Genomic DNA, 23,607 nt, shown 5'->3' with positions numbered 1-23,607 from the left:
ACGGACTCTGTTAACGTCACATCGGCATCGTTCCTTAAGGGAACGGGCTGACCTGATGCCGCTGACGACACGGGGAAGAGGCCGCATGAACCATCCACCGATCGTGCCGACCGAGGACTGGCAGACCGCGCTGGACACCCTGCGCAGCCGCGAGAAGATGCTCACCCGCCAGCTCGACGCGCTTGCCGCGGCGCGTCGCCGGCTGCCGATGACGCTGGTCGAGCAGGAGTACGTGTTCGAGGGCCCGGACGGGCCGGTCGGTCTGGCCGACCTGTTCCAGGGCCGCCGCCAGCTCATCGTGTACACCTTCATGTGGCACGGGGCCGATGACATCTGCTCGGGCTGCTCGATGTTCACCGACAACGTCGGCCACCCGGCCCACCTCAACGCCCGCGACGTCACCCTCGCGCTGATCTCCGGTGGCCCACTTGCCGACCTCATGGCGCTACGGCACCGGATGGGCTGGACCCTGCCCTGGTACTCGTCGCTGCACAACAGCTTCAACGCCGACATGGGAGCCGGCGACGGGTTCGCGCTGAACGTCTTCCTCCGCGCCGACGACCGGATCTTTCGTACCTACTCCACCACCGCCCGCGGCGTGGAACGGCTCGGCAGCAACTGGACCTTCCTCGACCTGACGCCGTACGGCCGGCAGGAGACCTGGGAAGACTCACCCGAGGGTTGGCCGCAGACCCAGCCCTACCAGTGGTGGCGGCTGCACGACGAGTACGACGACTCCACGGATCCGTCATGACCGTCAGTACGCCGATCGCCGAGCTGCTCTTCCAGCCGAAGGACGCGACACCGTTCGACACCGACGTGGCAACCATCAAGCCCTGGAGCCAGGCGTTGTCATGCCTCCGATCGGCGCACCGGGGCTGGCTGTCGACGGTGCGGCCGGACGGTCGCCCGCATGCCGCCCCGGTGATGCTGGTACTGGTGGACGGCGCACCGTGCGTCGCGAGCCGCCCGGCCTCCCGCAAGGGCCGGAACCTGGCCCGCAACCCGCACACCGTCCTCACCGTCGGCGGCGAAGACCTCGACCTGGTGGTGGAGGGCAAGGCCCACCAGGTCGCAGGCGATGCCGCGCTGCGCGGGGTGGCCGCCGCCTTCGCCACGAAGTACGGCTGGGCATTCGACATCCGCGACGGTCGAGCCCACGACGAGAGTCTGCCCGGATCACCCCGGTACGCCTTCTACGAGATCTCTCTGGTCCGGGCCTTCGGCTACGGCTCGGACGGACTGACCGCGACCCGCTGGCGGTTCCACCACTGACGGGCCAACCCGCGACGGTCACTTGGCGTTGACGCTCTCAAGCGGCTCGGCAACGCGCTCGACCGATGACACCCCCTGTGTCAACCTCAGGCAGCGAGCAAATCGTTTTGTCCGGGTTGATTGAGACGTGCCGACATCTGCACCGTGGCGCTCGACCGTCGGCGGGCCGCGCAGACCGCCGCCCGGGACACCGCGGGCCCGGCCTGGCAGCTCTCCGAGCTGATCTTCACCACGCGGTATGGCTGGCCGGTCGAGCCACGCAACTTCAACCGCTTCTGGGACCGACGTTGCGACGCGGCTGGGGTCCGGCGGATCACCGTCCGAGACGCCCGGCGGACCTGCGCCTCGCTCCTGGCCGACCTGGACGTGCACCCTCGGGTGGCTATGCAGATCCTCCGGCACGCGCAGTTCGCCATCACGATGGAGATCTACACGGTGGTGTCCTCGGCGGCCACCCTCGACGTGCTCAAGCGGCTCGGCCGCGCACTCGACCGATGAAAGACGGGCCGCCGATCATTCGGGCTGGCGTGACCAGGACAGGGGCCATGCCTCCAGGCGAAGGACGATCTGCTGGAGGCTTGCCTCAAAAGCCTCGTCGCCAAGACCGCGCTCTCGGCGACGGGACCACAGCTCGCTCAGATCGTCCTCGATGGCCCCTAGCTCCATGAGTCGATCGGCGGATGCAGGAGCGCTCTCAATCAGCTCGTCCCGGCTGCCGGACCTGATGGTCAGCTTGTCGGCGAGTACGGCGAGTGTGCAGCGCGCCTCGGCAGCGATGCCGCGCCCGGCGGCCTCAACGGCCCGCAGGGTTCCCTCCGGGCCTTGGACGATCTCGGTGAACAAGCCGAGTAGCCGTGAGTTGCGCACGAGCGACTCGTCAGCCATCGTCCGCCCCTTCGCTGTGTCGCTCACGCCGCTGCGACCCTGGCTGGTCTACCGCTGTACTTTGCTGCTGTACCGGCCTCGATCACGGCAGAAAACACCCCGGACGGGGCGTTGACCTGCGGGGGAGTGGGCCGCCAGGGACTCGAACCCTGAACCTATGGATTAAAAGTCCACAGCTCTGCCATTGAGCTAGCGGCCCGCACGGCACAGGTTACCCGAAGCCGATCAGCCCGGCGTGCGTCGCGCATCGACCCTCCCGACCACGCCACGACACCGCCACGGCGCCGCTTCGGGGCCCTCCGCTGCGTCCACGGACCGCTACGCTTCGGCAATGTCGAGCTGGCACTGGGCGCGGACCGCTCTCGTGCCTGCCGTCGCCCTGGTGGCCCTGCTCGGCCTGGTGGTGCAGTCGGAGGGCATCGACACCACCGCCGAACTCGTGGCGCTGCTCGTCGTCCTCGCCTCCTCCGCAGCGCTCTACCTGCGCCGGCGACACCCGGTGGCCGTGGGGCTGGTGGCGCTGGCCGCTGTCGCCGCGTACGGGGCTCTGCTGCACCGGCCCGGGCCGATCATGCTGGTGTTCGTCGTGGCGCTTTACACGGTCGTCGACGAGGGGTACCTCGCTGTCGCGGTGGGGCTCGGCCTGGCCTCGGTCGTCTCCTTCGCCGTCGCCGACAGCTACACCCGGACCGGTGTCAGCGGGAACGGCGCGACGCTGCTGCACGCCGGGTGGCTGGTCGCGGTCATCGTCGGCGTGACCCGCAACCGGCGGGCCTATCTCGCCGAGGTGCAGGCCCGGGTGCTCGCCGCGGAGCAGCGCAAGGAGGAGGAGGCCCGCCACCGGGCCACCGAGGAGCGGCTGCGGATCGCCCGCGAGCTGCACGACCTGCTCGGCCATCACCTGTCGCTGATCAGCGTGCAGGCGAGCGCGGCGTTGCACCGGCCCGATCCGGAGCGGTCGGCGGAGGCACTCACCGTGATCAAGCAGACGAGCCGGGAGACGCTGCGCGAGCTGCGGGCTGCGCTGGGCGTGCTCCGGCAGGAGGGTACGACGCCGAACCGGCCCGCGCCCGGTCTCGACCGCCTCGACGAGCTGGTCACGGCGGCCGGGCGGCGCGGGCTGACTGTGCGTACCGAGGTGACGGAGGCCGGGCCGCTTCCGCCGGAGGTGGATCTGTCCGCGTACCGGATCGTCCAGGAGGCGCTCACCAACGTGAGCCGTCACGCGGGCGCGACCACGGCGGTGGTCCGGGTCGTGCCGGACGGCGACGAGGTGCTGGTGGAGGTGGCGGACGACGGCGCCGGTCCCGCCGGCCCGCCCGGGAACGGGATCCTCGGCATGGGCGAGCGGGCCCGGGCGCTGGGCGGCTCGCTCACCACCGGGCCAGGCCCGGACGGCGGCTTCCTGGTGCGGGCCCGCCTTCCGCTGCGGCCCGCCCCGCTGCCGGTCCCGGCGCCACGCACGGCACAGGGGGAGACGACATGATCCGGTTGCTGCTGGCCGACGACCAGACTCTGGTACGCGCGGGCTTCCGCTCCATCCTCGACGGCGAGGACGGCATCGAGGTGGTCGGCGAGGCCGCCGACGGCACCACTGCGGTACGGCTGACGCGGGAACTACGGCCGGACGTCGTCCTCATGGACATCCGGATGCCGCTGCTGGACGGGCTGGCCGCTACCCGGGAGATCGTCGCCAGCACCGACGCCCGCGTGATCATCCTGACCACGTTCGACCTGGACGACTACGTCTACGGCGCGTTGCGGGCCGGCGCGAGCGGCTTCCTGGTCAAGGACACCGAGCCGGCGGAGCTGATCCACGGCGTACGGGTGGTGGCGCGGGGCGACGCGTTGATCGCCCCGGCCGTCACGCGCCGACTGATCGCCGAGTTCGCCGCCCGGACCCGGCATCCGGACCCGGGCCCCCGGCTGAACGCGCTCACCGAGCGGGAGCGGGAGGTGCTCGCCCTGGTCGCCGCCGGCCTGTCCAACGACGAGATCGCGGCCCGGCTGGTGCTGAGCCCGGCCACCGCGAAGACGCACGTCAGCCGGATCATGACCAAGACGCGGGTACGGGACCGGGCCCAGCTGGTGGTGCTCGCATACGAGTCGGGGCTCACCGTCCCCGGCTGGCTCACCGCCTCCTGAGCGAGCCGCCGGGACAGACCGAGCGACCCGGTCAGGCGGTGCGACGGGAACGGGCCAGCGCCAGCCCGCCCAGCACCGCCCCGATCAGGCCCAACGCCACACCGGCGACCGCACCGGCACGCCCCTGACCGCTGCCGAGTCCTTCGGTGGTCAGCGCCAGATGCCACGCGCTGAGGACCATGCTGACCAGCCCGGACGCAGCAGCCACCAGGGCCTGAACCGGCCCCTCGCCCGGCCCCCGGCGAGAGCGGCTGAGTGCCAGCCCGCCGACGACCACGCTGGCCAGGCCCACCAGGGCGATGACAGTGGCGCCGGCCCGCCCGGAGCCGCCGATGCCCCCGGCGGCGAGCGAGGTGTGCGCGGCCGGGGCGAACTCTCCGACGACAGTGGTGGCGAGCAGGTGACGGATCGACATTCTGGGACTCCCTCGGGTCGCGGCAAGTGGTGACGGCGGCAGCGTATGGACGCGCATCGCCGCCGGTCGTCGCCCCGGAGTCGTCGATCGGGCTACCACCACGGGAGTACGCGCTGCGCCCGCGTACCCCAGGGGTTGTCGCCGCCAGGCGTGAACGGCGGCGGCCGGGGAACCTGGGCGACCATGCGAGTCACGAGCACCGCCGCCGTGGCGGCGTCCCGCGAGGTGCCGGGCGACGACGGCGTACGCCGGCCCGGCGGTGAGGTGCACGCCTGGCTGCCGGGCCGGAACCAGACGCTGTGCGGGCTGCCGCTGAGCCGGACCCGGCTGCGCCGCTTCCCGCACGTGCCGTTCGACTACTCCGGCACCGACGTGCTCACCGAGGCCGACCCGGAGGGCTGGCTCTGCCCGCGCTGCCTGGCCGCCACCGCCGGTCGCCGCGACCGCGAGAGGGGCTGGGTGCGGACGAACCCCCGTCCGTGAGCGGTTGCTGCCCGGTTCAGCGGGTACCGCACCCGTCATGCGCATCGTGATCGTGGGGGCGACCGGCAACGTGGGGACGGCAGTGCTGCGCCGGCTGCGGCGGGAGGCGGGCACCGAACTGGTCGGCGTGGCCCGCCGGTTGCCCGGACCGGACGCCGGTGAACCGTACGGCGACGTGGAGTGGCACTCCTGCGACATCGGCGCACCCGGTGCCGCCGACCAACTCGTGCGGATCTTCGCCGGGGCGCGGGCGGTCGTGCACCTGGCCTGGCAGATCCAGCCCAGCCACGACCGCCGCACGCTCCACCGGACCAACGTCGGCGGCAGCCGCGCGGTGATCGAGGCCGCCGTCCGGGTCGGCGTTCCGGCCCTGGTGTACGCCTCATCTGTCGGCACCTACGCGCCCGGCCCGAAGAACCAGCCGGTCAGCGAGAACTGGCCGGCGACCGGTGTGGAGACGTCGTCGTACAGCCGGGACAAGGCGGAGGTGGAGGCACTACTCGACGGCGTGCAGCGGGAGCACCCGAAGCTGCGCGTCGTACGGCTGCGGCCGGGACTGATCTTCCAGCGGGAGGCCGGTACGGAGATCAGCCGGTACTTCCTCGGCCCACTGGTGCCGGTGCGCCTGCTGCGGTACGGCCGGATTCCGCTGGTGCCGTCGAACCGGCGACTCCGGATGCAGGCGGTGCACGCCGACGACGTCGCGGACGCGTACGCCCGGGCGGTCGTGGGTGATGCGAGCGGCGCCTTCAACGTGGCGGCCGACCCGGTGCTGACGCCGGAGCTGGTGGCCCGGCACTTCCACGGCTGGACGTTGCCGGTGGCGGTGCCGGTGCTGCGTGCTGCGGCGGCGCTGACCTGGCGGGCGCGGCTGCAACCGGTCGACACCGGGTGGGTCGATCTGGCGCTGAACGTGCCGTTGATGTCCAGCCACCGTGCCGAGACCGAACTCGGGTGGACTCCTCAGATCGACACGGTGACCGCCCTGAAGGAGTTGTTCGCCGGCATGGCCACTCGTGCCGGGACCGGCTCCCCGCCGCTGTCCCCGGATCCGGCGCTCCCAGGGCGGCCCGCAGCCCTGACCAGAGGCCAACTCCCGGGCCACCCCAACCCCTACTGACCCGGCCGTCTCCGCCTGACCCCGCCCGCCCCGCCCCACCTCGCCCTGTTGATCAAGGAGTTTGTGTCCCTCCCATAGATCAACTAGGACGCGAACTCCTTGATCACGGAGTTGAGAGGGCAGGCGCGAGGTGAGGCGGGCGGGGTGGGTGCCGTCGGGTCGGGAGTTGGCCGGTGATCATGAAGTTGGCGGGGCGACACGCCGACGACGGGACCGTCAACTTCATGATCGACGAGGCGGGGCGAGAGTGGCGTGCGCGAGCCGGGCTGGTCAGGCGGCGATCATGAGGTTGACGGTGCGACACGCCGACGGGGAGGCCGTCAACTTCATGATCGACGGGACGGGACGGGACGGGACGGGACGGGACGGGACGGGGCGGGCAGGAGCGGGCAGGACGGTCAGGAGATCTGGGCGCCCAGGAAGAAGATGCCGGGGTGGCCCTTTGTCTCGAAGCCTCTGCTGGGGTTTCTTCGCAAGGTGCTGCTGTCGATCTTCAGGGTGCCGGTGCGGTTGTTGCTGACGAAGAAGATCGCGCCGCCGCCCTCGTTTGCGCTGTTGTCCTCGATCACCGTGCCGGCGATCCGTACCGCGAACTCGTTGCCGTCGCAGTAGATCGCGCCGCCGCTACCGCCACCCGGCGTGCCGCCCCGGGCCGGGTTCGCTCCCGTACCGACCGCACGGTTGTCGCGGAAGACGCTGTTCAACACCGTCCAGGAGACGCCGATACTGCTCAACGCCCCGCCGTTGGCGCACACCCCGCCGGTGAAGGTGCTGCTCACCACGTACACCGGTTTGTTCTCGAACTGGCTCAGCACCCGCAGCGCGGCGCCTCCGAGGTCCGGGCCGGTGCGGTCACAGCGGTTGCCGACGAACCGTGAGTTGATCACGGTGAACCGCCCGCCGCGCACGAAGATGGCGCCGCCCCCACCGCCCTCGGTCCGCTCGCCGGTGGCGTCCCCGTCGGCGAACGTCAGGTTCTGCACGGTGAGCCGGGGGTGGTCCTGGTTCTGGCAGTGCGAGGTGGTCCAGCCCTGTGCCTCGTCGCACGTGTTCATGTAGAGGATCCGGCGCTTGCCGCCGCCGCTCAGCGTGACAGTGCCGCCGCCGTCCAGCACGACGCGCGGGCCGTGCGAGTTCACCACCTTGGCTGTGGCCTTCATGGTGATGGTCACCGGCGCAGGTCCGCAGTCGAACGTGATGACGCCACCGGCCGCGACGGCCTTCACCACCGCCTCCGAGGTGCAGCTCGCCGGGGTGCCGCTGCCGACGGTACGGGTCGGGCGCGAGGTGTCCACCGGCCGCGCCTCGGCCGGTACGGCGGCCCGGCCGTTCGGGTTGCCGGCGCGGAACGTGACGGTGGCCGCGCTGGGGCTCGGCCGGGCGCTGCCGAGACCCGAACGCCCGCTCGGGGAAGCCGCCGGGGCGGCTGCCGGACTGGCCGACGAGCCGGCGACGCCGGCGTCGGGCGCGGGGGCCGGATCGTCACCGCAGGCGGGGAGCATCGCCGTCGTCAGGGCGAGGGCGAGCAGAGTGACAGCCGACTTCACGCGCACCGCCCGATGCTAGGAGGACCGGCCGCCCCGGCACGACTCCACAGCCGATCCTTAACCCGCCGCTAAGCCGCAGCCGCAGCCGCAGCCGGCACCGGGAGCCGCAGCCCAAGCCGGAGCCGCAGCCCAAGCCGGCACCTGAGCCTGCGACCGCGCGGCAGCCGGCAGCCGGCAGCACCGAGCGGGACGGTCAGGCGTGCGAGAGTGCGAACGCGACCAGGAAACCGAGCACGGTGATCAGCCCGACCAGCAGGTGCGCGTCCGCGAACGCCTCCGGGACCATGGTGTCGGTGATCATCGCCAGGATCGCGCCCGCGGCGAGCGCGGTGATCGTCGCCAGCACCTCGGGGGGCGCGCCGCCGAGCAGCGTGTACCCGGCCAGCGCCGCCGCGCCGGAGATCAACGCGATGGCCGTCCACAGCCCGAACACGTAACGCCGGGTACGTCCGGCCTGCCGCATGCCCGCCGCGCTGGACAGACCTTCCGGCACGTTGCTGAGGAACACCGCGATGACGGTGACCAGGCTGACCGGGCCGCCGGCCAGCAGGCTCGCGCCGATCACCACCGATTCGGGTACGCCGTCGAGCAGCGCGCCGACCGCTATGGCCGTACCCGAGCCGGGCTGTTCCCGCTCGGAGGGCTGCTCGTCGCCGGAGCGCTTGCGGTGCCGCGCGCCGTGCCGGGCCAGCAGCACGTTCGCCGCGGTGTACAGCAGTGCACCGGCCGCGGCGCCGATCGCCACCGGCAGCAGCCCACCTTGCTCGTGCGCCTCGTCGATCAACTCGAACGAGACGGCGGACAGCAGCACGCCCGCCCCGAACGCCATCACCGAGGCGGTCACCCGGCGCGGTACGCGCGCGAAGAACCCGACGGCCGCCCCGATCAGCAGGGCCGACCCGGCGAGCAGGCCCCAGAATCCCGCTTCCAGCCACTCCGGCACGCGCTGGACCCTACCCCGGGGCGTGCGCCGTCAACCGGGTCAGAAGTCGGCGAACAGGTGCGGCAGTTCCCGGGGGAAGAGGCGGCGCAGCTCACCGGCCGCGTCCACCGGCACCTCGCCCAGCCCGCGTACGACCACCTCGGCCGGGTCGAGCACCCCGTACGCCAGGGCGGACAGCCCGGCGGCGGTGAGCCGCGCGGCCGGCACGCTGCCCTCGGCGGCGGTCTGCGCGGGCAGCACCGCGAGCTTGCCCGTGGTGCCGTCGAGCAGGTGGCGACCGGCGAGCCAGCGGTCGCCGACTACCTCGATCAGTACCCGGCCGACCCCGACCGGCTGCTCGGCGAGCGCGTCCAGGCTGAGCAGCCGGGCCATCGGCGCGGTCGGGTCGGGCCGGGCCACCCGCGCCTCCACCTGCACGTCGAGGTCGGTGAGCCACAGCTCGGGCAGTTCGTCGGGGGTCACCTGGACGCTGATCCGGGCCACCTGGTCGACGTGCCGGGCGAAGAACTGGAGCACCGACGCGCGGGCGTACGCGTCGTCGACCAGCAGGTCGTCGGCGAACAGCGTGCCGGCGTGGTCGTCGATGCGGTAGGTGACAGCGCCGACCGTCTCGCCGCCGCGCACCACGCTGACCAGCCAGCGGTCGTCGCGGTCGCGCAGCCCGACCGCCCGGAAGTCCGGGAAGACGGCGAAGCCGTGGCGCTCGCGCAGGCACCGCTCGGTGTACGCGCGCCACCGCGCGTACCCCGCGCCGATCCGCTCCCAGACCAGCTCGTCCGGCAGGTCGGCGCGCAGCAGCGGCGCCAGGTCCGCCGGGTTGAAGATCGCGGTACGCCGCCGGGGCAGCCCGATGTAGCCGAAGCGCTCGTAGAACGAGGCGCGGAACGGGTGCAGCGCGGTGAGCTGGTGGCCCTCGTCGCGCACGCCGTCGAGGAGCTGCTGCATGAGCGTGCGGACGTGCCCGCGCCGGCGGGCCAGCGGATGGGTGGCCACGCCCGCGACACCGGCCATCGGCAGCACCGCGCCGCGCAGGTTCTGCCGCATCGGTATCGCCGACACGGCCGCCGCGGTGACCCCGTCCTCCTCGGCCACCAGCGTCGTGTTCCCGGCGTTGTACGGCAGGTACGCGCGGAACTGGTCGGTCCGGGTGGCGCCCATCGGCGAGGCCTCGAACGCGTACGCCTGGAGCGGGAAGCTGGTGGTCAGTCGTTCATCGGCGGCCAGCCGGCGAATGTGCATCCGTTCATCCCAACCGCACCCGCCGTGGTCCGCAACCGGAAAGGGCGCCCGCTCACGCCTCGGTGACGTCCGAGATGACCACAGTCACGTTGTCCGGCGCGCCGGCCTGGTGGGCCAGTTTCACCAGTTGCTCGCCGCACTGCTGGCGGTCCCCGTAGGTGGCGAGCGCCGCCGCGATGGCGGCGTCCTCCACGTAGTCGGAGAGGCCGTCGCTGCACAGCAGCAGCCGGTCGCCGGGGAAGACGGTGAGCGCCCCGACGGCGGGCGGCGCGTCCGAGCCCTGCACCGCCCGGGTGACGAGCGAGCGCTGCGGGTGGTGCCGGGCCTGGTCGCGGGAGAGCGCGCCCTGGTCGACGAGCGCCTGGACGAACGTGTCGTCGCGGGTGAGCTGGGTCAGCTCGTGGTCACGCAGCAGGTAGCAGCGGGAATCGCCGACCTGGGCCAGGACCAGGGTGTCCCCGGCGAGCAGGGCGGCGGTGAGCGTCGTACCCATGCCGTCGCGGGCCGGGTCCACCGTGATGGCCGCGCGGATGCGCTGGTTCGCGGTGCTGACGACGGCGCGCAGCGCGTCGGCCGCCTCGTCGGCGCCGGTGGGCGGCGTCAGCTCGTCCAGGATCCGGATGACGATCTCGCTGGCCACCTCGCCGGCGGGGAGCCCGCCCATGCCGTCGGCCACCGCCACGAGGCGGTCACCGGCGAGGGCGGAGTCCTCGTTGTTGGTCCGGACGAGGCCGACGTCGTTGAGGATGGCCGAGCGGAGGATGAGCGTCATGACGACAAGCTTGCCAAGAAGAACGGGTCCGCGTCTGCACGCGCTGGCGGGTCTGCTGAAAGAAATGTCATCAGCTTGCATCCTGGGTATGCGTCAACTGTCCGGTGTGGACGGACGAGGATAGCGCAGCAGGAGGCTCGCATGAACCTCCTCCTCGCCCACCGCCGCGTAGGTGTGCGGCACGTCGGAGGTCCACCGCAGGTAGCCCCCGGGACCGGCGGTCAGCGGGGCGTCGGCCGGGCCGGCGCGGAGCACGCCGGAGAAGACCGTCACGTGTTCGGTCACGCCGCTGGAGTGGGCGGGGGAGAGCTGCGCCGGACCCGGGGTGACCCACATCCGGTACAGCTCGTAGGTCGCCTCCCGGTCGCTGAAGACCTCCAGCAGCGTGCCTCCCACCGCGGCCCCGCGCAGGGTCGGCGCCTGGTCGGGCGTGGCGAGCACGGCGGTCAGCGGTACGCCGAGCTGCGCGGTGATCGCGTACAGGGTCTCCAGCCGGGGGTTACGCACGCCGTTCTCCAGGCCGGAGAGCGTGGCCTTGCCGACGCCCGCGAGGCGGGCCAGCTCGGACAGGGAGATGCCCCGCTCGGTGCGGAGCGAGCGGATGCGCCTGCCGACCTCCCGGGCGCCCCGGTCATCGGCTGGTGCGGCGGCTGTCATGGGGGCTATCGTGCTACACCGTGCCGTTCCGTAAACGGAACGGTCGGAGGAGGAGAGCATGGGCGGTCGGCTCCAGCCCGTCCTGGCCGGCGTGGTGACCGCTCTGGTCGGCTTCGCCAGCTCGTTCACAGTCGTCCTGGCCGGGCTGCGCGCGGTCGGCGCCGATCCGGACCAGGCCGCTTCCGGCCTGCTCGCGCTCTGCGTCGCCAGCGGCGCCTGCGCGGTCTGGCTCGGCCTGCGGCACCGGCTGCCGCTGTCGATCGCCTGGTCCACGCCGGGTGCGGCGCTGCTCGTGGCCACCGGACCGGTCGCCGGCGGCTGGCCCGCAGCGGTCGGCGCCTTCCTGCTCGCCGGGCTGCTGATCATCGCGGCCGGGCTGATCCCCGCACTCGGCCGCGCGGTCGCCGCGATCCCCGCCCCGATCGCCTCCGCCATGCTCGCCGGGGTGCTGCTGCCGCTGTGTACGGCCCCGGTACGCGCCCTGGTCGAGGTGCCCCGGCTCGCCGGGCCGGTGGTGCTGGTCTGGCTGCTGCTGCACCGGTTCGCCCGCCGCTGGGCGGTACCGGGCGCGCTCGCCGTGGCGGTGGTCGCGATCGCCCTGACCACCTCCGGGCCGGCCCGGCTGGACGTCGCACCGGTCGTCGCGTTCACCGCGCCGTCCTGGACGCTGCCCGCAGTCGTCGGGCTCGCGCTGCCGCTGTTCCTGGTCACCATGGCCGCCCAGAACGTGCCCGGAACCGCGGTGCTCGCCGGGTACGGCTACCGGGCCCCGCTGGGCTCGGCGTTGCGGGTGACAGGCCTCGCCACCGCCCTCGGCGCCCCGGCGGGCGGCCACGCGGTGAACCTGGCGGCGATCACCGCGGCCCTGGCCGCCGGCCCGGACGCCCACCCGGACCCGGAGCGGCGCTGGATCGCCTCGGTCACCGCCGGGATCGGCCTGGCTCTGCTGGGCCTGGGCGCCGGCGTGGCCACTGCCCTGGTGCTGCTCTCCCCGCCGGTGCTGGTCGAGGCCGTCGCCGGGCTCGCCCTGCTCGGCGCGCTCGCCGGGGCCGTCACGGCGGCGGTCGCCCAGCCGGACGCGCGGGAGGCAGCAGTGGTGACGTTCGTGGTCACCGCCTCCGGGGTGAGCCTGCTCGGGGTGGGTGGCGCGTTCTGGGGACTGGTCGCGGGCTGGCTGATGCTGCTGCTGTTCCGCCGCCGGGCGGTCGCATCCCCGCCGGTCGAGCCGCCCCGGACCGAATCCGCCCCGTCGCTTTCCGGCCGGACCGGGTGACGAACTGTTAACCTGGAGTGCGCAGGAGGCCCGTCAGGGTTCCCGCAACCGCCTTAGGGCCCGCTTTCAGGCGGGCCCTTCGTGCGTCGGCCGCCGGCCGGATGCCAGCACCACGAGTGGTACCGGCGCGGCTCGACCCAGGACCACAGCCGCGTGTTCGTCGTCGCCTCCCGAGGATCCGCGCCCGCCCCGCTCGCCATCCTGCGGAACAGGAAGGTGACCAGGTCGACGGCCTGCACCAGCCGGGAGGCGTGCGACGGGGCGAAGTGCAGGGTGTCCACGATCCGGCTGAGCCGCCGGGAACGGTAGCCCCCGGTTCCGTCGACCCGGTAACGGGTCAGGTCCGAGCGGTGGCTTGCGGGGTTGTCGACCTCGTCCGCGATCACCAGGGCCAGTTCGTCCCGCATCGCCGCGTATCCGTCCACCCGTTCCAGAAGGTGTGACAGCACCACCTCGTGAGCGGGGCGGGTGAGCCCGTAGCGCCGGGTGAGGCCGTGCCGGTCGACGCCGCGCAGGATGACTGTGACGTCGTACGTGCCGACCGCCTTGAGCGCCGCGTTGTAGACGGCGATCCGGGCGCGTGGCGGCACCCTCGCCCAGGCCGTCCGCCCCTGGAACAGGTCGTACCCGTGGAGTTCGGCGGCTCGGTCGATGCCGTACGCCTTGGCCGCGTCCGTCATCACCTCGTCGAGTGCGGTGCTGAGCGGGATGGCCACGGCCTCCGGGACCAGAAGTGCGCCGATCCAGTACCAGCGATCGGTGTACGACTCGTCCACATAGGTCAGGAGCACCCGACGAGCGTAGGCCGCTTTCCGGGCGTGGCCGCCTCGACGCGCAGGGCCGCCGAATCGGCGCATTCGACCCCGGGTGTCACTCCTCGGCGGGCAGCTCCGCGGCCGGGACGGTGAGGCGTACCGCGCCGTCGCCCACCGCGGCGATCCGGTCGGCCAGCACGTAGACCGCGCCGGTGCGGACCAGCTCGGTGGAGACCTTGAGGTAGCCGTCGCGGAGCAGCCGGGCGGCCAGGTCGGCCGGTACGTCCGGCTCCTCGGCCGCCGCCGACTCGATCAGCTCGTCCAGGCTGCTGCCCGGGTCGACCGGGGCGGGCGCCTGCACGGTCACCGCGGCCGGGTCGCCGCGCTGCACGAGATCGACTGTGCCCACCTCGACGCCTGCGGAGTCGACCACCCGCATGCCGGTGGTGACCCGGGAGACGGTGTCCTGCTGCTGGCTCATGCAGAAGCGGTTCCCGGGGCGCGCGGGAGCTAAACGGAGGGGGCCCAGCCGCCCGGCGGGCGGGGGGACAGCTCGCGCCAGGTGTCGGTGCCGTCCAGCAGCGCCCGGATCGTCTCCTCGGCCTCCTCGACGCTGGCGTGCTCGTAGAAGCGGGAGATCCCCTCGGCACCGCCGGCCCGCTGCTCGACGTGCCAGCGGTCGCCGTCCACCCGGAGGAAGACGTCACGCCGGGCGAGGCGTCCCCATTTCCCGTTCCACCAGTGCCTACGCTGCTCCATGCCCGGACTCTATCGAACATGTGTTCGATACACGTCGGCCCCCGCGAGATCGTCGCGGGGGCCGATTGGCTATGGCGTCAGCGCGGCGCGGGCGGCTCCTGCCGGCGGCCGAGCACGTCGTCCAGGGCGCTGCGCTGGCCGGGCGTGCCGTGGTTGCCGGCGAGCAGCGCGTCCCGGATCTCGGTGAGCAGCTTGACCTCCTCGCTGGGGGCCGAGGGCGGCGGCTCCTCGCCGCGCTTGCGCCGCTCGGCGAGTCTGTTCATCGGGTAGACGACGAGGAAGTAGAGCGCCGCCGCGGTGAGCACGAACGTGATCGCCGCGTTGACGAAGGCCACCCAGTCGAACGGGATGCCCCGGAACTTCGGGGTCGAGCCGCTGAGGCCGTCCTTGCTGCCGGTGATCAGCGCGATGAACACGCGTACCAGCGGTTCCAGGAACGACTTGGTGAGCTGGGTAACCACGCCGGTGAACGCGGCGCCGATGACGACACCGACCGCCAGGTCGACGACGTTGCCGCGCATGATGAAGTCTTTGAAGCCCTTGAGCATCCGTACTCCCGTGCCCTGATGAGTCTGCGTCGGGGACAACCTATGCCCCGGCGGGCCCTTCGAGAAAAGCACCGGCTTCGATCGCCGCCCGCTGCGGGTCGCCGGCCCGGATCGCCTCGACCAGCCGGCCGTGGTCCACGTACCGCTCCGGAGTGAGCGCCTCACCCATCGCCTGGGCCACCGTGCTGCGCAGCGCGGCGCCGACCGAGGCGTACAGCTCGGCGAGCATGGCGTTGTGCGCGGCCGCCACCACGACCGTGTGCAGCGCGGCGTCCGCCTCCACGAACTCGTCCACCCGGCCGCCGCACCACGCGGCCTCGCGGGCCGCGAGCGCGCCGTCGAGCGCCGCCAGGTCCTCGGGGGTACGCCTCAGCGCGGCGAGCCGGGCGGCCTCCACCTCGAACGCGCGCCGGACCTCGATCACCTCGGTCATCCGGTCGTCGGTGAGCCGGCGGGCCACCACCGGCGCCAGCTCGTCGGTCGACACCACGTAGGTGCCGGAGCCCTGTCGGCACTCCAGCACCCCGGCGTGCACGAGCGCGCGGACCGCCTCACGGACCGTGTTCCGCCCGACGCCGAGCGCGGCGACCAGTTGCGGCTCGGTGGGGATGCGCCCGCCCACCGGCCACTCGCCGCCGAGGATCCGTTCCCGGAGCTGCTCGATCGTCTGCCGGACCCGGTGACCGCGCGGAGGCACGGCGACGGAATCCACGGCGGGTGTCACCGGTTACACCTCGTGCCGAAATTCATCCCATGATTGTAGGTTCGAGGTCATGACTCCGCCACCTGCGCCCGCCGCGACAGTGCCCGCCCCCGGCGTCACACCCGCGGCGGGCCCCGCCCCGGCGGCCGGCCCGGTCCGGGGCGGTCTGCTCGTGCTCGCCGGGATGCTGCTGGTCGCGCTGAACCTGCGGGCCGCGGTGACCAGCCTCGGCGCCCTGCTCGACGAGATCCGGGTCGGTCTGGGCCTCTCGGGCGCGATGGCCGGCCTGGTCACCACGCTGCCCACCATCGCGTTCGCCGGACTCGGCGCGCTCACCCCGTGGCTGGTCCGCCGCTGGGCCGCGCCTCGGGTGCTGGTGGTGGCCATGGTGGCGCTCACCGCCGGGCAGGTGCTGCGCGCGGTCACCGGCTCGGCGGCGGTCTTCGTGCTCACCAGCGCGCTCGCGCTGGCCGGCATCGCGGTGGCGAACATCCTGCTGCCGATGCTCGTCAAGCAGCACTTCCCGCACCGCACCGGACTGGTCACCGGGGCGTACACGATGGCCCTGACTGTGGGCACGACGGTGGCCGCCGCCTCCGCCGTGCCGGTCGCGCACGCGTTCGGCTCCTGGCGGGCCGGACTCGGCATCTGGGCCGGGCTGGCCGCGCTGGCCGTACTCCCGTGGGTGCCGCTGGCGCTGCGCGCCCGCGCCGCGCGACGGGCCGCGCCCCCGGCGGTGGCGGTCGCCGCCCCGGCCCGCGTGCAGCCGGGGCGGACCCGGCTCGGCTGGGCCATGGCGGTCTACTTCGGGGCGCAGTCGCTCAGCGGGTACGCGATCATGGGCTGGCTGGCCCAGCTCTTCCGGGACGCCGGATACCGGCCGGAGACGGCCGGGCTGCTGCTCGCCGGGGTGACCGCGCTGGGCGTGCCGGTGGCGCTGATGATGCCGGCGCTCGCCGGACGGCTGGCCACGCTCCGCCCGCTGGTGCTGTCGCTGACCGTGTTCTCCGCCGCCGCGTACGCCGGTCTGGCGCTCGCCCCGCACGGCCTGGCGCCGCTGTGGGTGTTGCTGCTGGCGCTCGGCCAGGGCGCGTTCCCGCTCATCCTGACCACGATCGGGCTGCGCGCCCGGACCGCCGAGGGCACCGTGGCGCTGTCCGCGTTCGCGCAGAGCACCGGGTACGTGATCGCGGCGCTCGGGCCGCTGCTGGTGGGCATCCTCTACGAGGCGACAGGCGGCTGGACCGCCCCGATCGGCTTCCTGCTGGTGGCGCTGGCCGTGCAGACGGCGGCGGGCATGGTGATCGCCCGTCCCCGCTACATCGAGGACGAGCGCTGAGCGGGATCGGTCAGGAGGAGGCCGGGGTGGGATCGCCCGCGACGGCCTGCTCGACCGTCGGGTACGTGTGCAGCACCTCGACCAGGCCGCTGACCTCGAGGATGCGCAGCACGCCGCGCTGCGGGGCGGCCAGCCGGACCACGCCGCCCGCCTCGTCGCAGTTGTTCTTCGCCCGGACGAACACCGACAGGCCGGTGGAGTCGCAGAACGACACCTCGGCCAGGTCGAAGACGAGGCGACTGCGCCCCTTGTCCAGCAGATCCGTGATCTGGTCCTGGAGCTGCGGTGCCGTGGCCATGTCGAGCTCGCCCGCGACCGACACGACGACCACGTCGCCGCGCTGTTCCGTGTGCACCGTCAAGGACATTCGTCGACCTCCTGTGTTCGGGGGAAACGGTATCCCACGATGGGCGCGACGCGCAGAACGGGAGCGGTCACGGGTGCGGTCGATCATTCTTTGCTCCGTGACAAGTAGCGCCCCGGCCTCCGGTGATAGAGTCCGCCCGTCCAAATCAGGGAGGTCACCATGGCGTTGAGCGCCGAACAGGGTGGTCGGCTCGCCCACCTGCTCAGTCAGCACGCGGACCGGTTGACCAACCGCTGGACGGAGATCGTCGGCAGTTCGCTGCGCGGTCGTCTGAGCCGGGCCGAGCTGGCGCGGCAGGTCCAGGAGCTGCACCGCGCGCTGGTCGACGCCGGCCGGCAGGGCGTCTCCGACCTGGCCGACGAGCACGGTGGTGAGCTGCGGGCGGTGCTGTCCGAGCTGTCCACCAACCGGGCCCGCCAGGGATTCTCCGCCACCGAGACCGCGATCAGCGTGTTCGCGCTCAAGGACACCCTGCTGGAGCTGATGGAGGAGGAGAAGGGCGACGAGACCCTGCGCGACTTCGTCTCCTTCTCCGCGCTCATCGACCAGATGGGCCTGTTCACGTTCGAGACGTTCGTCCGGGCCCGCGAGAGCCTGATCGCCGACCAGGCGGAGCAGCTCCTGGAGCTGTCCACCCCGGTGGTGAAGCTCTGGGAGGGCGTGGTCGCCGTCCCGCTGGTCGGGACGCTGGACTCGGCCCGCGCCCAGGTGGTGATGGAGCGGCTGCTCCAGACGCTCGTCGACACCGGCTCGCCGTACGCGATCATCGACATCACCGGCGTACCGGCGGTGGACACGCAGGTCGCGCAGCACATCCTCAAGACCGTGGTGGCCGCCCGGCTGATGGGCGCCGACTGCATCATCTCCGGCATCCGCCCGCAGATCGCCCAGACGATCGTGGCCCTCGGTATCGAGTTCGGTGACATCGCCACCAAGGCGAGCCTCGCCGACGCGCTGCGCCACGTGCTGCGCCTGACCGGGGTCGAGACCACCGCTCGCCGCCCGCGCCGGGAGTCCTGATGGAACGGGTGCCGATCCTCAAGATCGGCGACATCCTGCTGGTCTCCATCCAGGTCGACATGTCCGACCAGACGGCGGTCCAGTTGCAGGAGGACCTGGCCGAGCGGATCGTCGCCACCGGCTGCCACGGCGTGATCATCGACATCACGGCGCTGGACATCGTCGACTCCTTCGTCGGCCGGATGCTGTCCACCATCGCGTCCATCTCGAAAGTGCTGGACGCCGAGACGGTGGTGGTCGGCATGCGCCCGGCCGTCGCCATCACGCTCGTCGAGCTGGGGCTGTCGCTCAACGGCATCCGTACCGCGCTGAACGTCGAGCGCGGCATGGAGCTGATCGCGGCCAGCCGCGCCGACGAGTGGGACGAGGCGGCCGACGACGAGGACACCGAGACGACGGCGACGGCATGACCACGGGCGTCGACCTGGGTGTGCCGGCGACCCAGGCGATCCGCAGCGACGAGGACGTGGTGCGGGTCCGGCAGTTGGCGCGTACCACAGCCGTCGCGGTCCGCCTCTCCCTGGTGGACCAGACGAAGCTCGTCACCGCCGCCAGCGAGCTGGCCCGCAACACGCTGATCTACGGTGGCGGGGGCAGCGCCGAGGTGAGCACCGTGTCCGACGGCCGCCGGCGCGGCGTGCGGATCGTCTTCGCCGACGAGGGCCCGGGCATCCCCGACCTCGACCTGGCGCTCACCGACGGCTACACCACCGGCGGCGGGCTGGGCCTGGGACTGAGCGGCGCCCGCCGGCTCGTCGACGACTTCGACATCCGGACGGCTGTCGGCGAGGGGACGCGGATCACCGTCACCAAGTGGTCGCGATGATCGCCGACGTGGTGCCCGACCACGGCATCTGGTTCCGGGTCGACACCGGCGCGACCGCCGGCAGCGTACGCCGGGCGGCCGAGCGTCTCGGCCGGCAGCTCGAACTGAGCGCGGCGCGCGTCGCGGACCTGGCCATCGTCACCGCCGAGATCACCAGCAACCTGGTCAAGCACGCCCGCGAGGGCACGCTCCTGATGCGTCCGGCACGCCGGGGCGGGCGAGCCGGTGTGGAGCTGGTCGCGATCGACTCCGGCCCCGGCATGGCCGACCTCACGCTCTCCTCCGCCGACGGCCACTCCACCGCCGGCACGCTCGGCATCGGGCTCGGCGCGATCACCCGGCAGTCGAGCCGGTTCGACGGCTACTCGTCGCCGGGGCGGGGCACGGTCCTGGTCGTCCAGGTCTGGGACGCCGCACCGCCGGAGCCGGACTGGGCGGGCGGGCTGGCCCGGCCGATCACCGGCGAGCAGACAAGCGGCGACGGGTACGCGGTCCGTCAGGTCGGCGGCCGGCGGCAGGTGCTGGTCTCCGACGGGCTGGGCCACGGGCCGCTCGCCGCCGCCGCCACAGGTGCCGCCGTGTCCGCGTTCCGCTCGGCGCCGGACGGACCGCCGGACGTCGTGGTGCGGCACCTGCACGCCGCCATCTCGCACACCCGGGGCGCCGCGCTCGCGGTGGCCGAACCGGATCCGGCCGCCGGAGTGCTCCGCTACGCCGGGCTGGGCAACATCGCCGCGATGATCGTCGCGCCGGGCGAGCGGCGGCGCGGGCTGGTCTCGCTGCCGGGCATCGCCGGGCACCAGCGTCCGGCGATCCGCGGGTACGACTACCCCTTCTCGCGCGACGCCACCCTGGTCATGCACAGTGACGGAGTGGTGGACCGCTGGGATCTGGACGACTATCCCGGGCTCGCCGGCCGCAACCCGCTGCTGGCCGCCGCGACCCTGCTGCGCGACGCCGGTGTCCGCCGTGACGACGCCTGCGTCCTGGTGGCCCGGGGGGCGGCATGACCGAGCCCCTCCTGCACCTCGCGCTCCGGGTGGAGCAGGACATCTTCCTGGTCCGGCAGCGTGGCCGGGAGGTGGCCGCGGCGGTCGGGCTGGAACATCAGGACCAGGTACGGATCGCCACCGCCCTCAGCGAGGTGGCCCGGGAACTGTTGCACGGGGCCGACGGCGCGGACGTGACGTTCGCCCTCGACCGGGACGCGGTCGGCCGCCGGGTCCTCCAGGTGGACCTGTCGCCGCTGCGTCCGCTCCCCGGTGGACGGTACGAGCCGCAGTCCGGCGCCGTCGCGCGTCTGGTGGACACGTTGCGGGTGGTGGCCGTCGAGGGCGATACCGTCGTGAGGATGTCCCGACGAGTGCCCGACCACGCCGAGGAGCTGACGGCCGAGCGCGCCGCCGAGCTCCGCGCCGAGCTGGCCGAGCGCGCGCCGGGTTCCGCGCTGGACGAGTTGGCCGCCCAGAACGCGCAGCTCATCGCCGCCCTCGACGAGGTACGCAGCCAGCGCGACGAGCTGGCGGTGCTGAACTCCGAACTCCAGGAGACCAACCACGGAGTGATGGCGCTCTACAACCAGCTCACCGAGGAGCTGGAGGAGACCAACCGCGGTGTGGTGGCGCTCTACGCCGAGCTGGACGAGAAGTCCGCCCAGCTGCGGGCCGCGAGCGAGTCGAAGAGCCGGTTCCTGGCGAACGTCAGCCACGAGCTGCGCGCCCCGGTCACCGCGATCATCGGCCTGGCCCGGCTGCTCGCCGACTCCGCCTCCGACCCGCTCACCGGCGAGCAGGCCCGTCAGGTGGGGCTGATCCGCTCCTCGGCGGGCGACCTGCTGGGGCTGGTCAACGAGCTGCTCGACCTGGCCAAGGCGGAGTCGGGCCGGATCGAGCCGGACTGGTCCGACGTCGATCTGCGCGCCGTGTTCGGGCAGTTGCGCGGCACGCTGCGGGCGCTCGCCGCGCGCCCCGAGGTGGAGCTGGTGGTCGAGGAACCGCCGGCCCCGGCCACTGTGCGCTCGGACGAGGTGCTGCTCGCCCAGGTGCTGCGCAACCTGCTGCACAACGGACTGAAGTTCACCGAACGCGGCGAGGTACGCCTGCGCGCCGAGCGCCGCGGCGGCCAGTGGACGCTGTCGGTCACCGACACCGGCGTGGGCATCCCGCCGGAGCTGCACGAACGGGTCTTCGAGGAGTTCTACCAGGTGCCCGGCACGACCCGGGTCGGTGGCACCGGGCTCGGCCTGCCGTACGCGCGCCGGCTGATCACGCTGCTCGGCGGGACGCTGGAGCTGACCAGCGAACCCGGCCGGGGCAGCACGTTCACAGTGGTCCTCCCCGCGGGCGGAGCGTGACGGTGGACGGCGGGCCGGTGACCGTGCTTGTGGTCGACGACAGCGGCCCCAAGCGATACCTGCTGGTCAACTGGCTGACCCGGGCCGGCTTCGTCACCGTCGAGGCCGAGAACGGCACGGCGGCGCTGGAGCGGGTGGACCGGGAACACATCGACCTCGTGGTGCTCGACGTCCGTCTGCCGGACATGAGCGGCTTCGAGGTGTGCGAGCGGATCAAGGAGGCGCACCCGTCGATCCCGGTCATCCACGTCTCCGCGCACGCGGTCGACGTGGTCGACCGGGCGCAGGGTCTCACCCGGGGCGCGGACGCCTACCTGGCCGAGCCGATCGAGCCGGAGGAACTGGTCGCCACCGCCCACGCGGTGCTGCGCTACTACCAGGCCCGGCGGCGGGCCGAGCAGCTCGCCGAACGGCTCGCCGCGCTCGCCGACGCCACTGTGGAGATGCACGCGACGCCGAACTTCGTCCGGCTGCTGGAGGCCGCCGCGAGCGGCGCGGCGCGGATCTTCAATGCCCCGGCGGCGGTGGTCGCCGAGACGTTCGACGGGGACTGCCTGGCGGGCGTGGCGGCCGACCCGCACACACCGGCCACCATCGTGCCGTGGGTGGTGGACGACACCGGAGTGCCGATCGGCACCCGGGTACGCGTCGACGAGCCGGCCAACTGGGCGCTGGCCGGCTGGCCGGACGGCGACACCGTGACCGTCGCCGCCTCCCGGCTGCGCGAGGACCGGGCCCCGCTCTACGTGGTGGTGCCGACCGCCACCCAGACCGTACGCACGCCGGTGCTGGTGCAGCTCGCCCAGGCGGTCGCCTCGGCGGTCGAGGCGCAGCGGTCCTTCGACGAGGAGCACCGGATCGCTGTGACGTTGCAGCGCAGCCTGCTGCCGCAGCGGCTGCCCGACGTCGTCGGCCTGGACCTGGCCGTCCGGTACGAGCCGGCGAGCGCGCAGACCGAGGTGGGCGGCGACTTCTACGAGCTGGTGATGCTCGACGGCCACCTGCTCGTGGCGATCGGTGACGTGGCCGGGCACTCGCTGCACGCCGCCACGGTGATGGCCGAGCTGCGGCACGCGGTACGAGCGTACGCGGTCGAGGGGCACCAGCCGGGCGTGATCCTGGACCGGGTCAACGAGCTGATGCGCAACCTGCTGCCGACCGAGCTGGCCACCATCTGCGTGCTGCTGCTCCACCCGCCGACCGGGCTGGTCCGGCTGGCCAGCGCCGGGCACCTGCCGGCGTTGCTCAGCCGGGACGGGAGGGTCGAGTTCGTGACGCAGTCCGCGCCCCTGCTCGGCGTACGCGCGCCGCGCCCGCCGGACCTGGAGTTCGTGCTGCCCGCCGGGGCCACGCTCGTGCTCTACACCGACGGGCTGATCGAACGGCGGGACGCCACGATCGACGACGGCATGGCGGCGCTCGGCGTGGCCGCCACCCGGGTGGACGACGACCTGGACGATTTCTGCCGGCGGCTGCTCGTCGAGCTGGCGCCGCCGGAGATCCACGACGACGTCGCTGTGGTAGCGGTCCGTCGCCGCTGATCCCCTGGTCCTGAGAAGTGGGGCCGATCGACGCCGTCCTCATACGCTGGCCCGATGAATACCAAGACCAGTGAACTGCTCGCCGTCGCGGCGCCGCGTACGGCCGCTGTGGTGCGCGGCATCTCCGACGACCAACTCGTCCTGCCCACCCCCTGCCCGGACTACACAGTGCGCGACCTGCTGGGCCACCTGTTCGACGTGGTGGTCAACTTCCAGGCGCTGGCCCGCCAGGAGGAGGTCGACTGGTCCGGCAAGACCGACCACCTGACCGACGGCTGGCGGGACCGGTTCGCGACCGAGGCGGCCCGGCTGACCGAGGCGTGGTCCGACCCGGCCACACAGGAGGGGGTCTCCCCCGGCATGGGACTGCCGCAGGAGACGGTCGGCATGATGGCCCTGATCGACCTCACCGTCCACGGATGGGACCTGGCGCGGGCCACCGGCCAGGAGCTGACCGTGGACCCGGCAGTGGTGGCCGCGGGGCACGAGTTCATGGACCGGATGGGCGACACGGGGCAGAAGATGGGCGCGTTCGGCCCGCCGGTGCCCACCGGCGCGGCACCGGACAGCATGGACGCGCTGCTCGGCCGGGCCGGGCGCGACCCGGCCTGGACCCGCTGAACTCCGACGGCCCGCGTGGTG

28 protein-coding genes, 1 tRNA gene and 1 pseudogene are annotated in these 23,607 nt (G+C 72.9%); 16 read left to right on the top strand and 14 right to left on the bottom strand.

The annotated features are described in order from the left end of the window. The first annotated feature begins 85 nt into the window (after positions 1–85). The 3 genes and pseudogenes from BFV98_RS18060 to BFV98_RS18050 all read left to right on the top strand — a co-directional run. Positions 86–754, top strand: a complete 669-nt coding sequence (locus BFV98_RS18060; RefSeq protein WP_013473487.1) for a DUF899 domain-containing protein — start codon at positions 86–88, stop codon at positions 752–754. After that, entirely contained in the window at positions 751–1,275 is a 525-nt protein-coding gene (locus BFV98_RS18055; protein WP_030273482.1) for a pyridoxamine 5'-phosphate oxidase family protein, read from the top strand. The genes BFV98_RS18060 and BFV98_RS18055 overlap by 4 nt, the downstream gene beginning before the upstream one ends. A gap of 132 nt (positions 1,276–1,407) precedes the next feature. Then, positions 1,408–1,773: pseudogene (locus BFV98_RS18050) on the top strand (tyrosine-type recombinase/integrase); the annotation flags it as partial. 15 nt (positions 1,774–1,788) lie between these two features. Here BFV98_RS18050 and BFV98_RS18045 read toward each other — a convergent pair. Both BFV98_RS18045 and BFV98_RS18040 read right to left on the bottom strand, forming a co-directional pair. Next, positions 1,789–2,160, bottom strand: a complete 372-nt coding sequence (locus BFV98_RS18045; protein WP_143025343.1) for a hypothetical protein — start codon at positions 2,158–2,160, stop codon at positions 1,789–1,791. A 127-nt stretch (positions 2,161–2,287) separates the two neighbouring features. Further along, positions 2,288–2,359, bottom strand: a tRNA-Lys gene (locus BFV98_RS18040). A gap of 132 nt (positions 2,360–2,491) precedes the next feature. On the opposite strand from BFV98_RS18040, the gene BFV98_RS18035 reads away from it, so the two are divergent. Further along, positions 2,492–3,646 (top strand): sensor histidine kinase, encoded by a 1,155-nt coding sequence (locus BFV98_RS18035; protein WP_071097156.1) that lies wholly within the window; start codon positions 2,492–2,494, stop codon positions 3,644–3,646. After that, positions 3,643–4,305, top strand: a complete 663-nt coding sequence (locus tag BFV98_RS18030) for a response regulator transcription factor (protein ID WP_047894542.1) — start codon at positions 3,643–3,645, stop codon at positions 4,303–4,305. Before BFV98_RS18035 ends, BFV98_RS18030 begins: the two co-directional genes overlap by 4 nt. A 31-nt stretch (positions 4,306–4,336) precedes the next feature. On the opposite strand, the gene BFV98_RS18025 is transcribed toward BFV98_RS18030, so the two are convergent. Continuing rightward, positions 4,337–4,720, bottom strand: a complete 384-nt coding sequence (locus BFV98_RS18025) for a DUF6223 family protein (RefSeq protein ID WP_071097155.1) — start codon at positions 4,718–4,720, stop codon at positions 4,337–4,339. 183 nt (positions 4,721–4,903) lie between these two features. On the opposite strand from BFV98_RS18025, the gene BFV98_RS18020 reads away from it, so the two are divergent. Further along, positions 4,904–5,203 (top strand): hypothetical protein, encoded by a 300-nt coding sequence (locus BFV98_RS18020; RefSeq protein ID WP_030273491.1) that lies wholly within the window; start codon positions 4,904–4,906, stop codon positions 5,201–5,203. Positions 5,204–5,240: 37 nt separating this feature from the next. Beyond that, complete coding sequence (locus BFV98_RS18015; RefSeq protein ID WP_071097154.1) at positions 5,241–6,323, top strand: NAD-dependent epimerase/dehydratase family protein; 1,083 nt, start codon at positions 5,241–5,243, stop codon at positions 6,321–6,323. A gap of 398 nt (positions 6,324–6,721) precedes the next feature. On the opposite strand, the gene BFV98_RS18010 is transcribed toward BFV98_RS18015, so the two are convergent. The 5 genes from BFV98_RS18010 to BFV98_RS17990 form a co-directional block, all read right to left on the bottom strand. Further along, positions 6,722–7,870 carry a hypothetical protein gene (locus tag BFV98_RS18010; RefSeq protein ID WP_083395295.1) on the bottom strand — a complete coding sequence of 383 codons (1,149 nt, stop codon included), beginning with the start codon at positions 7,868–7,870 and terminating at the stop codon, positions 6,722–6,724. A gap of 193 nt (positions 7,871–8,063) precedes the next feature. Further along, positions 8,064–8,813 (bottom strand): ZIP family metal transporter, encoded by a 750-nt coding sequence (locus BFV98_RS18005; protein WP_047893435.1) that lies wholly within the window; start codon positions 8,811–8,813, stop codon positions 8,064–8,066. A gap of 39 nt (positions 8,814–8,852) precedes the next feature. After that, on the bottom strand, positions 8,853–10,052 hold the full coding sequence (gene eis / locus BFV98_RS18000; RefSeq protein ID WP_071097152.1) for an enhanced intracellular survival protein Eis: 1,200 nt from the start codon (positions 10,050–10,052) through the stop codon (positions 8,853–8,855). A 52-nt stretch (positions 10,053–10,104) separates the two neighbouring features. Then, positions 10,105–10,824, bottom strand: a complete 720-nt coding sequence (locus BFV98_RS17995) for a PP2C family serine/threonine-protein phosphatase (RefSeq protein ID WP_013283512.1) — start codon at positions 10,822–10,824, stop codon at positions 10,105–10,107. A gap of 93 nt (positions 10,825–10,917) precedes the next feature. Then, positions 10,918–11,481, bottom strand: a complete 564-nt coding sequence (locus BFV98_RS17990) for a helix-turn-helix domain-containing protein (protein WP_013283513.1) — start codon at positions 11,479–11,481, stop codon at positions 10,918–10,920. Between the two features lie 58 nt (positions 11,482–11,539). On the opposite strand from BFV98_RS17990, the gene BFV98_RS17985 reads away from it, so the two are divergent. Then, the gene (locus BFV98_RS17985) at positions 11,540–12,754 is read left to right on the top strand and encodes a benzoate/H(+) symporter BenE family transporter (RefSeq protein WP_071097150.1); all 1,215 of its coding nucleotides are present in this window, start codon (positions 11,540–11,542) and stop codon (positions 12,752–12,754) included. Positions 12,755–12,807: 53 nt separating this feature from the next. Here the strand turns inward: BFV98_RS17985 and BFV98_RS17980 are convergent, their stop codons facing one another. The 5 genes from BFV98_RS17980 to BFV98_RS17960 form a co-directional block, all read right to left on the bottom strand. Then, positions 12,808–13,545 (bottom strand): DUF3800 domain-containing protein, encoded by a 738-nt coding sequence (locus tag BFV98_RS17980; protein ID WP_071097148.1) that lies wholly within the window; start codon positions 13,543–13,545, stop codon positions 12,808–12,810. Between the two features lie 79 nt (positions 13,546–13,624). Next, a complete protein-coding gene (locus tag BFV98_RS17975; protein WP_013283516.1) occupies positions 13,625–13,990 on the bottom strand; it encodes a hypothetical protein in 366 nt (121 codons plus the stop codon). Positions 13,991–14,019: 29 nt separating this feature from the next. Next, complete coding sequence (locus BFV98_RS17970; protein WP_013283517.1) at positions 14,020–14,268, bottom strand: hypothetical protein; 249 nt, start codon at positions 14,266–14,268, stop codon at positions 14,020–14,022. 77 nt (positions 14,269–14,345) lie between these two features. Next, positions 14,346–14,816 carry a large conductance mechanosensitive channel protein MscL gene (mscL, locus tag BFV98_RS17965; RefSeq protein ID WP_013283518.1) on the bottom strand — a complete coding sequence of 157 codons (471 nt, stop codon included), beginning with the start codon at positions 14,814–14,816 and terminating at the stop codon, positions 14,346–14,348. A 40-nt stretch (positions 14,817–14,856) separates the two neighbouring features. Further along, entirely contained in the window at positions 14,857–15,540 is a 684-nt protein-coding gene (locus BFV98_RS17960) for a FadR/GntR family transcriptional regulator (protein WP_030273509.1), read from the bottom strand. Positions 15,541–15,589: 49 nt separating this feature from the next. On the opposite strand from BFV98_RS17960, the gene BFV98_RS17955 reads away from it, so the two are divergent. Next, a complete protein-coding gene (locus tag BFV98_RS17955; RefSeq protein WP_071097146.1) occupies positions 15,590–16,858 on the top strand; it encodes an MFS transporter in 1,269 nt (422 codons plus the stop codon). Between the two features lie 10 nt (positions 16,859–16,868). On the opposite strand, the gene BFV98_RS17950 is transcribed toward BFV98_RS17955, so the two are convergent. Beyond that, the gene (locus tag BFV98_RS17950) at positions 16,869–17,225 is read right to left on the bottom strand and encodes an STAS domain-containing protein (protein WP_018789120.1); all 357 of its coding nucleotides are present in this window, start codon (positions 17,223–17,225) and stop codon (positions 16,869–16,871) included. 159 nt (positions 17,226–17,384) lie between these two features. Between BFV98_RS17950 and BFV98_RS17945 the strand changes: the two genes are divergently transcribed. Genes BFV98_RS17945 through BFV98_RS17915 form a run of 7 tightly spaced genes read left to right on the top strand, consistent with a single transcriptional unit; the run spans position 17,385 to position 23,586 of the window. After that, positions 17,385–18,245 carry an STAS domain-containing protein gene (locus BFV98_RS17945; protein WP_030273512.1) on the top strand — a complete coding sequence of 287 codons (861 nt, stop codon included), beginning with the start codon at positions 17,385–17,387 and terminating at the stop codon, positions 18,243–18,245. Further along, entirely contained in the window at positions 18,245–18,655 is a 411-nt protein-coding gene (locus BFV98_RS17940) for an STAS domain-containing protein (RefSeq protein ID WP_013283523.1), read from the top strand. The genes BFV98_RS17945 and BFV98_RS17940 overlap by 1 nt, the downstream gene beginning before the upstream one ends. Then, a complete protein-coding gene (locus BFV98_RS17935; RefSeq protein ID WP_013283524.1) occupies positions 18,652–19,071 on the top strand; it encodes an ATP-binding protein in 420 nt (139 codons plus the stop codon). The genes BFV98_RS17940 and BFV98_RS17935 overlap by 4 nt, the downstream gene beginning before the upstream one ends. Beyond that, the gene (locus tag BFV98_RS17930) at positions 19,068–20,081 is read left to right on the top strand and encodes a SpoIIE family protein phosphatase (protein ID WP_013283525.1); all 1,014 of its coding nucleotides are present in this window, start codon (positions 19,068–19,070) and stop codon (positions 20,079–20,081) included. Before BFV98_RS17935 ends, BFV98_RS17930 begins: the two co-directional genes overlap by 4 nt. Beyond that, on the top strand, positions 20,078–21,424 hold the full coding sequence (locus BFV98_RS17925; RefSeq protein ID WP_013283526.1) for a sensor histidine kinase: 1,347 nt from the start codon (positions 20,078–20,080) through the stop codon (positions 21,422–21,424). Before BFV98_RS17930 ends, BFV98_RS17925 begins: the two co-directional genes overlap by 4 nt. A gap of 2 nt (positions 21,425–21,426) precedes the next feature. Next, complete coding sequence (locus tag BFV98_RS17920) at positions 21,427–22,965, top strand: SpoIIE family protein phosphatase (RefSeq protein ID WP_013473506.1); 1,539 nt, start codon at positions 21,427–21,429, stop codon at positions 22,963–22,965. A 54-nt stretch (positions 22,966–23,019) separates the two neighbouring features. Beyond that, complete coding sequence (locus tag BFV98_RS17915) at positions 23,020–23,586, top strand: TIGR03086 family metal-binding protein (protein WP_013283528.1); 567 nt, start codon at positions 23,020–23,022, stop codon at positions 23,584–23,586. Positions 23,587–23,607 lie beyond the last annotated feature (21 nt).

The organism is Micromonospora sp. WMMB235, from assembly GCF_001855515.1.
In the GTDB taxonomy this organism is placed as follows: Bacteria; Actinomycetota; Actinomycetes; order Mycobacteriales; family Micromonosporaceae; genus Micromonospora; species Micromonospora aurantiaca.
The sequence above is the reverse complement of the archived record's forward strand: the minus strand, read 5'-3'. Positions and strand labels throughout refer to the sequence as shown.

Bases quoted from the DNA above. Each gene is read 5' to 3' on its own strand.
- BFV98_RS17925 (WP_013283526.1), top strand. From the start codon at position 20,078: ATGACCGAGCCCCTCCTGCACCTCGCGCTCCGGGTGGAGCAGGACATC.
- BFV98_RS18025 (WP_071097155.1), bottom strand. From the start codon at position 4,720: ATGTCGATCCGTCACCTGCTCGCCACCACTGTCGTCGGAGAGTTCGCC.
- BFV98_RS18055 (WP_030273482.1), top strand. From the start codon at position 751: ATGACCGTCAGTACGCCGATCGCCGAGCTGCTCTTCCAGCCGAAGGAC.
- BFV98_RS17985 (WP_071097150.1), top strand. From the start codon at position 11,540: ATGGGCGGTCGGCTCCAGCCCGTCCTGGCCGGCGTGGTGACCGCTCTG.
- BFV98_RS17945 (WP_030273512.1), top strand. From the start codon at position 17,385: ATGGCGTTGAGCGCCGAACAGGGTGGTCGGCTCGCCCACCTGCTCAGT.
- BFV98_RS17955 (WP_071097146.1), top strand. From the start codon at position 15,590: ATGACTCCGCCACCTGCGCCCGCCGCGACAGTGCCCGCCCCCGGCGTC.
- BFV98_RS17935 (WP_013283524.1), top strand. From the start codon at position 18,652: ATGACCACGGGCGTCGACCTGGGTGTGCCGGCGACCCAGGCGATCCGC.
- BFV98_RS18060 (WP_013473487.1), top strand. From the start codon at position 86: ATGAACCATCCACCGATCGTGCCGACCGAGGACTGGCAGACCGCGCTG.
- BFV98_RS17995 (WP_013283512.1), bottom strand. From the start codon at position 10,824: ATGACGCTCATCCTCCGCTCGGCCATCCTCAACGACGTCGGCCTCGTC.
- mscL (WP_013283518.1), bottom strand. From the start codon at position 14,816: ATGCTCAAGGGCTTCAAAGACTTCATCATGCGCGGCAACGTCGTCGAC.
- BFV98_RS17940 (WP_013283523.1), top strand. From the start codon at position 18,245: ATGGAACGGGTGCCGATCCTCAAGATCGGCGACATCCTGCTGGTCTCC.
- eis (WP_071097152.1), bottom strand. From the start codon at position 10,052: ATGCACATTCGCCGGCTGGCCGCCGATGAACGACTGACCACCAGCTTC.
- BFV98_RS17990 (WP_013283513.1), bottom strand. From the start codon at position 11,481: ATGACAGCCGCCGCACCAGCCGATGACCGGGGCGCCCGGGAGGTCGGC.
- BFV98_RS18035 (WP_071097156.1), top strand. From the start codon at position 2,492: ATGTCGAGCTGGCACTGGGCGCGGACCGCTCTCGTGCCTGCCGTCGCC.
- BFV98_RS17930 (WP_013283525.1), top strand. From the start codon at position 19,068: ATGATCGCCGACGTGGTGCCCGACCACGGCATCTGGTTCCGGGTCGAC.
- BFV98_RS17950 (WP_018789120.1), bottom strand. From the start codon at position 17,225: ATGTCCTTGACGGTGCACACGGAACAGCGCGGCGACGTGGTCGTCGTG.
- BFV98_RS18030 (WP_047894542.1), top strand. From the start codon at position 3,643: ATGATCCGGTTGCTGCTGGCCGACGACCAGACTCTGGTACGCGCGGGC.
- BFV98_RS18015 (WP_071097154.1), top strand. From the start codon at position 5,241: ATGCGCATCGTGATCGTGGGGGCGACCGGCAACGTGGGGACGGCAGTG.
- BFV98_RS17970 (WP_013283517.1), bottom strand. From the start codon at position 14,268: ATGGAGCAGCGTAGGCACTGGTGGAACGGGAAATGGGGACGCCTCGCC.
- BFV98_RS17975 (WP_013283516.1), bottom strand. From the start codon at position 13,990: ATGAGCCAGCAGCAGGACACCGTCTCCCGGGTCACCACCGGCATGCGG.
- BFV98_RS18020 (WP_030273491.1), top strand. From the start codon at position 4,904: ATGCGAGTCACGAGCACCGCCGCCGTGGCGGCGTCCCGCGAGGTGCCG.
- BFV98_RS18045 (WP_143025343.1), bottom strand. From the start codon at position 2,160: ATGGCTGACGAGTCGCTCGTGCGCAACTCACGGCTACTCGGCTTGTTC.
- BFV98_RS17915 (WP_013283528.1), top strand. From the start codon at position 23,020: ATGAATACCAAGACCAGTGAACTGCTCGCCGTCGCGGCGCCGCGTACG.